At 35.2% G+C, this 11,204-nt stretch carries 13 protein-coding genes; 3 read left to right on the top strand and 10 right to left on the bottom strand.

Annotated elements, in window-relative coordinates:
- Positions 1–206: 206 nt before the first annotated feature.
- Positions 207–1,412, bottom strand: a complete 1,206-nt coding sequence (locus LUA91_RS16930) for an SAM-dependent methyltransferase (RefSeq protein ID WP_231427287.1) — start codon at positions 1,410–1,412, stop codon at positions 207–209.
- Between the two features lie 284 nt (positions 1,413–1,696).
- Between LUA91_RS16930 and LUA91_RS16925 the strand changes: the two genes are divergently transcribed.
- The 3 genes from LUA91_RS16925 (at position 1,697) to LUA91_RS16915 (ending at position 5,573) form a co-directional block, all read left to right on the top strand.
- The gene (locus LUA91_RS16925) at positions 1,697–3,433 is read left to right on the top strand and encodes a GMC oxidoreductase (RefSeq protein WP_231427286.1); all 1,737 of its coding nucleotides are present in this window, start codon (positions 1,697–1,699) and stop codon (positions 3,431–3,433) included.
- An 11-nt stretch (positions 3,434–3,444) separates the two neighbouring features.
- Positions 3,445–4,080, top strand: a complete 636-nt coding sequence (locus LUA91_RS16920; RefSeq protein ID WP_231427285.1) for a gluconate 2-dehydrogenase subunit 3 family protein — start codon at positions 3,445–3,447, stop codon at positions 4,078–4,080.
- A 74-nt stretch (positions 4,081–4,154) separates the two neighbouring features.
- The gene (locus LUA91_RS16915; RefSeq protein ID WP_231427284.1) at positions 4,155–5,573 is read left to right on the top strand and encodes a TlpA disulfide reductase family protein; all 1,419 of its coding nucleotides are present in this window, start codon (positions 4,155–4,157) and stop codon (positions 5,571–5,573) included.
- Between the two features lie 48 nt (positions 5,574–5,621).
- On the opposite strand, the gene LUA91_RS16910 is transcribed toward LUA91_RS16915, so the two are convergent.
- The 9 genes from LUA91_RS16910 to map form a co-directional block, all read right to left on the bottom strand.
- Positions 5,622–6,479: a glycoside hydrolase domain-containing protein gene (locus LUA91_RS16910; protein WP_231427283.1), complete on the bottom strand. Its 858-nt coding sequence runs from the start codon at positions 6,477–6,479 to the stop codon at positions 5,622–5,624.
- Positions 6,480–6,562: 83 nt separating this feature from the next.
- Complete coding sequence (rplQ, locus tag LUA91_RS16905; protein WP_231427282.1) at positions 6,563–7,096, bottom strand: 50S ribosomal protein L17; 534 nt, start codon at positions 7,094–7,096, stop codon at positions 6,563–6,565.
- 121 nt (positions 7,097–7,217) lie between these two features.
- A complete protein-coding gene (locus LUA91_RS16900) occupies positions 7,218–8,210 on the bottom strand; it encodes a DNA-directed RNA polymerase subunit alpha (protein ID WP_056848536.1) in 993 nt (330 codons plus the stop codon).
- A gap of 85 nt (positions 8,211–8,295) precedes the next feature.
- On the bottom strand, positions 8,296–8,904 hold the full coding sequence (gene rpsD / locus LUA91_RS16895) for a 30S ribosomal protein S4 (RefSeq protein WP_056848535.1): 609 nt from the start codon (positions 8,902–8,904) through the stop codon (positions 8,296–8,298).
- A 62-nt stretch (positions 8,905–8,966) separates the two neighbouring features.
- The gene (rpsK, locus tag LUA91_RS16890; protein WP_025145207.1) at positions 8,967–9,356 is read right to left on the bottom strand and encodes a 30S ribosomal protein S11; all 390 of its coding nucleotides are present in this window, start codon (positions 9,354–9,356) and stop codon (positions 8,967–8,969) included.
- A 153-nt stretch (positions 9,357–9,509) separates the two neighbouring features.
- On the bottom strand, positions 9,510–9,887 hold the full coding sequence (gene rpsM / locus LUA91_RS16885; RefSeq protein WP_010599886.1) for a 30S ribosomal protein S13: 378 nt from the start codon (positions 9,885–9,887) through the stop codon (positions 9,510–9,512).
- Positions 9,888–9,957: 70 nt separating this feature from the next.
- Positions 9,958–10,074, bottom strand: coding sequence for a 50S ribosomal protein L36 (gene rpmJ / locus LUA91_RS16880; RefSeq protein WP_010599887.1), 117 nt, complete (start codon positions 10,072–10,074; stop codon positions 9,958–9,960).
- A 1-nt stretch (position 10,075) separates the two neighbouring features.
- Positions 10,076–10,294 (bottom strand): translation initiation factor IF-1, encoded by a 219-nt coding sequence (infA, locus tag LUA91_RS16875; protein ID WP_010599888.1) that lies wholly within the window; start codon positions 10,292–10,294, stop codon positions 10,076–10,078.
- Positions 10,295–10,365: 71 nt separating this feature from the next.
- Positions 10,366–11,151: a type I methionyl aminopeptidase gene (gene map / locus LUA91_RS16870; protein WP_231427281.1), complete on the bottom strand. Its 786-nt coding sequence runs from the start codon at positions 11,149–11,151 to the stop codon at positions 10,366–10,368.
- Positions 11,152–11,204: the final 53 nt, after the last annotated feature.

The raw sequence follows: 11,204 nt of genomic DNA, 5'->3' as shown, positions 1-11,204 counted from the left end.
TTACTAAAAGAGAATAGCGTACAGACACAAATTGCATAAGTACGCTATACAGGCTAGTTCTGGACTGCCTTAGAATAACAAAAGTATGAAAATTAATATTTCATTTGCAAATCAACACAGAATCTTATATGGTCTTTTTTTTGTACAAGCATTTAAATAAAAATTAAAACGATCGTTATTATTCAAATAAGAAGTTGGCAACAATCTTATAAATTTAAAAGTCGCTCCAAATGATGATAACCAATTCCGAAATACACTTTACTGGCTTTAATCTTATCCAAAACTATTTTTTGCTCCTCACTCATCGGACTTCCGACTAAAGACTTCGGACTTTTCTTAATTCCAACTACCAGCACATTTTTAGGCGTATGCGCATCTGAAATGAATTCAAAAACCTTTGTTTTATATCCAAAATATTCCAAAATTAAAGCACGGATCCCATCAGTAACCATTTCTGCCTGGCGCTCTAAAAAGATGCCGTACTTCGTTAAAAATGAAACATCATTCTTCACCTTATTTTGCTCAATTTCTCTGCGGATTTGTTTATGGCAGCAAGGCGCAACTACTATTAACTCGGCTCCTGCTTTTATTCCTTTGAAAATTGCATCATCTGTTGCGGTATCGCAAGCGTGAAGTGCAATAAGCAGATTTACATTGTCAGCATTATAATCTTCTATCGTTCCCTGAATAAAATTTAAGTTATCAAAAGCAGATTTATCGGCAACTGCATTACACAATTCAACCATATCCTGGCGATACTCCACCCCAACAACTTCAGAGTTTAACTTTAAAACAGAATGCAAATAATCATACATAGCAAAAGTTAAATAACCTTTCCCCGAGCCCATATCTGCAACTTTTTTAATCGTTCCTTCTGGCAATTCTTTAATTAAAGAACTTAAAATTTCAATGTAATGGTTAATCTGACGGAACTTATCCTGTGCATTTTTGAAAACTTTTCCTTCAGCATCGGTAATCTTCAATTCTGTTAAATACGATTTCGAGTCAGGTTTGATCAACCTCGATTTTTCCTTATCATGGCTACCTGCCGGAACTTCTTTTGAAGATGCTTTCGCCTCTCTCAAAACAACTTTACCATTATTCAACTCTTCAAAAATTAAATCTTTTTCTGTAGTAAATAATGTTCCAATTTTAAAACCAGTATTTAGATATTCTGAAATTAAGTTAATGCCCTCTCTTAAATCGAAGTTTTTAATTACATCACGCGTTTTGTACCGAAAAGTAAAAGCCAATTTATCATCACGCTTAATCACTACTTTGCGAACAAGAATTTGCTTTAAGGCTTCCTCCATTCCTTTGTAATTTCCCATAGAAATTTTAACAAAATTTTGAGTGTTTAAGCTTACTTCTATAGCTGTAATAAATTGTTCTATCTGTTCTGAAAATACCATCGATAAGTTTTAAATCACAAAGATAAACCAATTTATTTGGACAATACGACAGGATTAATAATGTAACAATTGAGCGACTTTTTCAGTTAATTTTTATTTCGCTACATTCCTTAAAAATGGATAAATCTAGGTCTATCATGGGCTAATAAAACATTGAGGTAATACGATTTAGAAATATCAGAAACATAATTTTAATCATAATCATTCCAAAATAATCTATTGCTTTTTTTTCAAAAAAATTAACTTTAGATTAGAGTATCATTTAGAACTTCTAACCAATACAAATGAGTGAATTTCAGATAAAAAAATCGCCTACAGTTTACGACGCAATTATTGTCGGTTCTGGAGCTGGTGGTGGTATGGCTGCATATGTTTTAGCTAATGCCGGACAAAAAGTTTTAATGCTTGAAGCGGGTCAATATTTCGATCCAAGAATTGATGCACACCAATTAAAATGGCCATGGGAATCTCCTCGAAGAGGCGCTAGTACGGTTCGTCCATTTGGGGATTTCGATGCATCTTATGGTGGTTGGGAATTAGAAGGCGAACCTTATACCACCAAAGATAAAACAGAATTTGAATGGTTTAGATCGCGTATGCTTGGTGGAAGAACCAATCACTGGGGAAGAATTTCTTTAAGAATGGGACCATTGGATTTCCAAGCTAAAGATGGATTAACCGATGACTGGCCAATAACTTATGATGATGTGAAACCTTTTTATGATAAGGTTGACCGAATGATCGGTATTTATGGAAGCAAAGAGGGTTTGCCAAACGAACCTGACGGAATCTTTATGAAACCGCCAAAACCGCGTTTAACAGAACTATTTATTAAAAAAGGTGCTGATAAAGCTGGTGTAAAGGTAATTGCTGGTCGTGGCTCTGTGCTAACTGAACCATTACCCAATAACAGCGATCGGGCACCATGTTTCTATTGTGGGCAATGCGGCAGAAGTTGCAAAGTTTATGGCGATTTTTCATCATCATCCTGCCTGGTTATTCCTGCAGTAAAGACCGGTAACTTAACAGTAATTACTGATGCCATGGTTCGTGAAGTGATTACCGACAAAGATGGATTGGCAAAAGGCGTTTCTTATGTAAACCGCAAAGATTTGCAAGAATATCAGGTTAACGGTAAAATGGTTATTCTTGGTGCAAGTGCTTGCGAATCTGCACGTATCTTATTAAATTCTAAGTCATCATCTCATCCAAACGGATTAGCCAATAGCAGCGGGATTGTAGGCAAATATCTTCATGATTCTACCGGTGTTAGCGTTTCAGGTTTTCTACCTCAATTAATGGATAGAAAACGCTATAATGAGGATGGTTTAGGAAGTGTACACATCTATTCACCCTGGTGGCTGGATAATAAAAAACTGAATTTTCCACGCGGTTATCACATTGAGTACTGGGGCGGAATGGGAATGCCTGCCTACGGTTTCGGCGGTGGCGTAACACAAATGAATGGTATGGTTCCGGGCAGAGATGGAAAAATGAAAGATGCAGGAGGTTACGGTAAATCATTAAAAGATGATTATCGCCGTTTTTATGGCACAACTGTAGGAATGGCGGGTCGCGGAACAGCAATTGCCAGAGAAGACAACTATTGTGAAATTGATCCTAATGCAGTTGATAAATTCGGGATTCCGGTGTTGAGGTTCCATTACAAATGGGCGAAAGAAGAAATTTTGCAAGCGAAACATATGCAGGATACATTCCTTCACATGATGAAAGAAATGGGTGGCGTTGTAACATCAGAAATTCAAGGCCCGGAGACCAATTATGGTTTACTTCCTCCAGGAAAAATCATCCATGAGGTGGGCACCATTCGTATGGGCGATGATCCAAAAAAATCTGCTCTGAACAAATATTGTCAGGCACACGATTGCAAAAATTTATTCGTCGTAGATGCTGGACCATTTGTTCAACAAGGCGATAAAAACGCAACATGGACCATCCTTGCACTTTCTATGCGAACTGCAGAATATATTTTAGCTCAAAAGAAAAAACAGAACATTTAAAGAATTACAACATGAATAGACGTGATTCCCTCAAAGCAATTGGCTTAACAGCAGTAAGTTCAGCGGTATTATTAGAAGCCTGCAAACAGCCAGAAAACAAAACGGAAGTTACCACAACTCCCGAGGAGACGGGTAAAGAAGCTGGAAGAGAACAGTGGGAAATAGACCGTGACAAAAAACTAAAATCGGAGACCTATTTCACTAAACATGAAATGGCCACTATTACTGTTTTGGCAGATATTATCATTCCAAAAGATGATGTTTCAGGAAGTGCATCAGATGCGAAGGTTCCAGATTTTATCGAATTCATTGTAAAGGATATTCCAGAACACAAAATCCCAATGCGTGGCGGATTAAAATGGCTAGACGTTTATTGCTTTAATAAATTCAACAAATCATTTATAGAGGCATCTGAAGATCAACAGCTTTCTATTGTTGATGAAATTGCTTATCCAAAAAAAGCAAAGCCAGAAGTTAGAGCCGGCGTTACCTTTTTTAACCGAATGCGAAGTTTAACAGCATCGGGATTTTACACCACAGAAATTGGAGTAAAAGATATCGGCTATGCAGGTAATGCACCAAACCAATGGACTGGTGTTCCAGATGATGTATTGAAACAATATGGAATGCAAAATGTGAAAGTGTAATATTACTCTTTGTAGAAGCCAAATTTCCAAGTTTGGCTTCTTAATTTAATACGCTAAATAACCGCAATCAAAAAATGAAAAAATTAACCCTATTATCGTTCCTTGTGTGCATAACCTACACCGTTTTTGCGCAGTATAACCCTAGCCAACACGCCAACTATTTTAATGGTTTTCAACGCACAAAATATACAAATCCTGATTCTGCGATCTACTTTCTCACAAATCTGGCAATGCTTGAATCAAATGCTACTGATGATTTGCTGCATAACACCTTTGCTCAAAGTTTTATGCTCGGCGCAAGAGAAGAGTTATTGACAGATCCTGAATTTCTTGCTCACCTTAAAAAATCCAATGTTACTGTTGATTCTGCCCGACGTAAATTTAATGAAGAGCAATCTAATGCCTATATCATTCTCGACAAAACGAAAAACAGTGTAAATAAGCAGATCAAAGAGAATATTTATCCAATATGGAAATGGGTCGAATCCATAAAGAACAAAGACAATACCATTGAATTACAAAAAATTGGCAACGAATATCTATCCTACCTAAATGAAGATTCTGACTTTTACATTCAAAGGAAAGCAAGATATGGATTGATGATTTCGGGTCTTATGAATAAGAATGATAAGCTTAAACCAACTGCCTATAAATTACAAGAGGTAATTTACAATAACCTTAACCAATATATTACAAATCACGATACGCAAAGTGAAATGTCGAGAGATGAGAAAATGGACCGGGCATGGTATAGATATATGTTCGCTGCCTTAAATTTTATTTCCGCAGGCAACACGACAAATAAAGCCGATCAAATTAAGTTTTTGAAATTGGCTTCTGAATATAGTCCTGATGCTATAGACAATACGGTAAAATCAGCCTATTTTTATGATATGTTTTTTCTTTTTAACAAAGAGAAATATTCTTTCGAAGATGATTATTTAGCTACGCTAGCAAGCGATGAAGACAAGCTTAAAATGGTCATGGCCATGTCTATGAAGGATCCGAAATATAAAGCGAGTGCTAAGGCTTTATACAAAGAACCTGGCAAATTCAGCGAATATTGGTTAACTGAATTTAATAAGAATGGAAAAGTCGCTCCATTGTTTTCTTTGAAAAAATTAGATGGAAGTTTATATCAGATGGTAAATAACAGTAATCAATGGACATTAGTAGATTTTTGGGGTACGTGGTGTTCTCCATGTAGGAAAGAGCATCCTGATTTGCAAAGCACTTACCAAAAAACTCAAGATGCCAAACTGCCCAAGCTAAATATTATTACTATTGCAAGTAATGACAAAGAATCGGCTGTAAGGGCTTATATGAAAGAGTTTAATTATACTTTTCCTGTTGCTATGTCAGATAATCAAATAGAAAGCGCTTACAAAGTCTCTTCGTGGCCATCGAAATTTTTAGTTAGTCCTCAAGGAAAATATGTGGTAATTCCTTTCGGTGTAGATTGGCAAAAATATATCACTGATTATATGAACTAATAAATTATCGTCTAATTTTCAATGGAGAAATAGACGATAATTTTTATCTTACCGCCTTGATTTCTTGTATTCAGCTACCATTTGGTAATAAACTTTAAATCTTTTCTGCAGATCTTTTCTGCCGTCTTTTTTATCTATCGGCAACATTAACAAGTTGAAATCAAAAGCCAATTCCTCACCCGCCTTAATTGTAACCGATCCAGTAGAAAACTCCATTAGCATTGAACTGCCTTTTACATTAATTTGAATCCTGCCATTATCATCATTACACCATCCATTTTTGATATGCAAATTTTCCGGATTTTTATGCTGATCAAGACTGAGATATAGTGCAATATTATCGTTCCCAATTAAAACCTCTGGATTAGACACATTAGCGGTTTTCCAAGCCCACCTTACTGTGTCTGGTCTTAAGTATCCTTTATTCTCCAAACCCACTAAGTATTTAGCGCTATTCTTTTCAAAAGGGATATGAAAATTAATATTTGAAAAGGAAATATCTTTTAATGCTTTAAGTTTAATGTCGTAACTAATAAGCCCATTTCCATCTATTTTTGCCTTAATATGTTGTGAAATACTAGATGAATAACTCGTAGCTTCCCAAGCAATCGAATCCTTACTTTCGGATAATAGGTTGAATGTATTAACAACTAACTTCTCCTGTGTTTTTGGAGTAATATAAAGATGAAAATGCATAGGTTCATAGAGCAAATTAGTAGGGTTAAAACCAAATTTATTAAATTCCCAATCATAAAAAGATTGAATTTGTTTTGGAAAACCATCAGCATTGATTTCTAATTTCTTTCCGGAAATAGAAATAATTTTGTCTGCAATTGAAAGGCCTTTCTCTTGTGCTGAACTTGAAAAGCAGAAAAAAAGCATAATTATAAAGAATGATTTGATCATTTCGGATAGTGAATAAAAATCCAATATAACAAAAAAAGTCCTGCTCTTTCGAACAGGACTTTTTAATCTTAAGGGAAATTAAATTATTCTCCTTTTGGTGCTTCAGTAGCAGGAGCTTCTTCAGTAGTAGCTTCTGGTGCAACTTCTTCAGTTGTTTCAGCTTTCGCTTCATTTTCTTTAGGAGCAGCAGCAGTTTTACTTCTACCACGACGAGTAGTTTTCTTCTCTTCTTTAGCTTCTACGTCTTTACCGTAAACTTCATTATAATCTACCAATTCAATTAAAGCCATTTCAGCGTTATCACCTAAACGGTTGTTTAATTTAATGATACGAGTGTAACCACCTGGACGGTTTGCAACTTTTTCAGCAATTTCGCGGAATAAAATTGTTACTACTTCTTTATCTTGTAAGTAAGCAAATACTGTACGGCGAGAGTGAGTTGTATCATTTTTTGATTTAGTGATAATTGGCTCAACATACGTACGTAAAGCTTTTGCTTTAGCTAAAGTTGTTGTAATTCTTTTGTGCAAAATAAGTGATGATGCCATATTAGCTAACATCGCTTTTCTGTGGCTTGCAGTTCTACCTAAGTGGTTTACTTTTTTACCGTGTCTCATTGTTTTTTAATAAAGTGTATACCGTCTCTGTCTCAGAGGGAATTATACACAGTGAATAATTAATATATTAAGTAACAAGTTGTAAGTTTTACGTACTACGTATCACTTATAATTTAAACTCTTATTCTTCGTCTAACTTAAATTTAGACAGGTTCATTCCGAAAGATAAACCTTTTGATTTTACTAATTCTTGAATCTCTGTTAAAGATTTTTTACCAAAGTTTCTGAATTTTAACATATCAGCAACATCGTAAGAAACCAGATCAGCTAAAGTACGGATATCAGCAGCTTTTAAGCAGTTTAATGCTCTAACTGAAAGATCCATATCTACCAATTCAGTTTTAAGGATTTTACGCATGTGTAAAATTTCCTCATCAACTTCTTTAGTTTCTTCTTTTGCCTGAGATTCTAATACCAAGTTCTCATCAGAGAACAACATAAAGTGTTGGATAAGTATCTTAGCCGCCTCTTTTAATGCTTCTTCAGGATGAATAGAACCATCAGTTGAAATATCTAATACCAATTTCTCATAATCCGTTTTTTGTTCAACACGGAAGTTTTCAATTGTGTATTTTACGTTTTTCATTGGAGTGTAGATCGAATCGATAGCGATAACACCTACAACAGCATCAGCAACTTTATTTTCTTCAGCAGGTACATAACCACGTCCTTTATTGATGGTTAATTCTACTTCTAAAGTTACAGATTTGTCCATATTGCAAATTACATGCTCAGGGTTTAAAACTGTAAAGTTGTTAGAGAATTTAGTGATATCACCAGCCTTGAATTGATCTTGACCGTTAACAATGATGAATACTTTTTCAGCATCACCAGAATCACCAGTTTTCTTAAAACGAACTTGTTTTAAGTTTAAGATGATATCAGTTAAATCTTCTACAACACCTTTCATGGTAGAAAACTCATGCGAAACGCCTGAAAAACGAATAGTAGTAATAGCATAACCTTCTAACGAAGAAAGTAATATTCTTCTTAAGGCATTACCAATTGTTACACCGAAACCGGGCTCTAAAGGACGAAATTCAAATGTGCCATCGAAATCTGTTGATTTCTGCATGATCACTTTATCAGGTTTCTGAAATGCTAAAATTGCCATTTATATTTTTTTAAATTCGTTATTGAATATATAGTAACATGAAAAAAGTTAATTACCCTTTGGAGGCAATTAACTATCTTATTTATTACTTTGAGTATAACTCGATGATTAAGTTTTCCTTAATGTTTTCAGGAATCTCATCACGTTGTGGGTAGGTTAAGAATTTACCAGTTAATTCACCAGCATTCCACTCCAACCATGAGAACTTATTAATTGTTCTACCAGCAACAGAGTTACTAATTGATTCTAATGATTTTGATTTCTCGCGAACCGCCACAACATCACCAGCTTTTAACTGATATGAAGGGATATTTACAACTTCACCATTCACGGTTACGTGTTTATGGCTAACTAACTGGCGTGCACCAGAACGGGTTGTTGCAATACCTAAACGGTAAACTGTATTATCTAAACGTGCCTCTAGTAATTGAAGTAAGTTATCACCAGTGATACCTGCACGTGAAGATGCTTTTTTAAACAAGTTACTGAACTGTTTTTCTAATACACCATAAGTATATTTTACTTTTTGTTTCTCCATTAACTGGATAGCATATTCAGATTGTTTTCCTCTTCTTTTTGAAACGCCATGTTGGCCAGGAGGATAATTTTTTCTGTCTAACACCTTATCAGGACCGAAGATTGGTTCTCTGAATTTACGGGCGATTTTTGATTTTGGGCCTGTATATCTTGCCATTTTTTTTCTGTTTTTAAAGTATCATTCAGTCTTAAACTGAAGATTCTTAGCTTTAAAATTAATTAAACTCTTCTCTTTTTAGGAGGACGACATCCGTTGTGAGGAAGTGGAGTAATATCTTTGATAGATGTTACTTCGATACCTGCTACTTGTAAAGTTCTGATTGCAGATTCACGACCTGAACCCGGACCTTTTACAAACACTTCAACTTTACGTAAACCTAAATCAAATGCAACTTTACCGCAATCTGATGCTGCTTGACCAGCTGCATACGGAGTGTTCTTTTTAGAACCTTTGAAGCCCATTTTACCAGCAGAAGACCATGAAATAGTCTGTCCGTTGTTGTTGGTTAACGTAACGATGATGTTGTTGAAAGTAGCATTGATATGTGCCTGACCAACAGACTCAATTACAACGATACGTTTTTTTGTTACTTTTTTACTCTTAGCCATTTTATCTTTTAGATTTTAGATATGAGACTTGAGATATGAGACTTTCTCTACCCCGATACTCAGTATCCTACTTTTTCTCTTTTATTCCAGATTTAGAGGGGATTTTAAAGATATGGTTCTCACATCTTAAATCTCACATCTCACATCTATCTATTACTTAGTAGCTTTTTTCTTGTTAGCAACTGTTTTTCTCTTACCCTTACGAGTACGTGAGTTGTTTTTAGTACGCTGACCACGAGAAGGTAAACCTTTTCTGTGACGTAAACCACGGTAACAACCAATATCCATTAAACGTTTAATGTTTAACTGAACTTCTGATCTTAAAGCACCTTCTACTTTAATTTCATCATTGATCATTGTACGGATTGCTGATAACTCATCATCAGACCAATCTTGTACTTTTTTGTTAAGATCGATACCTGCAGTAGTTAAAATACGTTGTGCAGTTGTTCTACCTATACCATAGATATAAGTTAAACCAATCTCTCCTCTTTTGTTTCTTGGTAAATCAATACCTGAAATCCTTGCCATATTTATTTATCTTTTGAAGTAATTCCGAACGGCGGGCCACCGTTGTGCGGTACATTACAATATTTTTTAATTACCCTTGACGTTGCTTGTATTTAGGATTTTTCTTGTTAATAACGTAAAGTTTTCCTTTACGGCGAATAATCTTGCAATCAGCGCTACGTTTTTTAATTGATGATCTAACTTTCATTTTATTTGTATCTATAGGTTATGCGCCCTTTTGTTAAATCATAAGGCGACATTTCCAGTTTTACTTTATCACCAGGAAGAATTTTGATGTAGTGCATCCTCATCTTTCCTGAAATATGAGCAATAATCTCATGTCCGTTCTCAAGTTCTACTCGGAACATCGCATTAGATAATGCTTCTCTTATTACTCCGTCTTGTTCAATTGAGGCTTGTTTAGCCATATTTTGTTGATTGTTACTTAATTAGCTGCTTCTAAACAGGGTTGCAAAATTAAATAAAAAATTTTAATTATTTATTTTTTTTGTTGTAAAACTTCTTCTATTAATGAAAACGTTGATAGAACGTCTGCTTTGCCCTTTTTAATTGCTACTGTATGTTCAAAATGTGCTGATGGTTTATTGTCTTTACTAGTAACCGTCCATCCATCATTATGAAATTTAACACCGGCAACTCCTACATTAATCATGGGCTCGATTGCGAGAACCATTCCTTCTTCAAGTTTTGGCCCACTCCCACGTTTCCCATAATTGGGAACTTCTGGTTTCTCGTGAAGCTTTACGCCAACACCATGACCAACCAGTTCCCTCACCACACCAAAACCGTTATCTTCGGCATACTGCTGAACAGCAAAACCGATATCGCCGGTTCGCATCCCAACTATAGCTTTTTCTATTCCAAGTTCCAGGCAACGCTTTGTAACATTAACCAACTTCTGTTTTTCTGCATCAATTTCTCCGATGGAAAATGTAAACGCCGAATCACCGAAATAGCTATTTTTTATTACGCCACAATCAACTGAAATTAAATCACCTTCTTGTATAATGTAATCGCTTGGAAAACCATGAACAACCTGCTCATTTGGTGAGATACATAATGAATATGGAAAACCATTGTAATTTAAAAATGCTGGAATCGCTCCATTGTCATTGATAAACTCGTAAGCCAATTTATCGAGGGAAGAAGTCGTTATGCCTGCCTTGATCACTTTGGCCACCTCGGCTAAAGTTTTCGATACTAGCAATGAACTTTCTCTTATTAACTCAATCTCTTCGAGAGACTTGTAATAAATTTTAGACATCCATTTTAGTTTTGAATGATTTGAATTTGAAATGAGTGAATAACATCAAGAAA

The sequence above is a fragment of the Pedobacter sp. Leaf250 genome, from assembly GCF_920984735.1.
Classification (GTDB): Bacteria; Bacteroidota; Bacteroidia; order Sphingobacteriales; family Sphingobacteriaceae; genus Pedobacter.
Note: the sequence above shows the minus strand (reverse complement) of the source record. Positions and strands in the feature narration are given on the sequence as shown.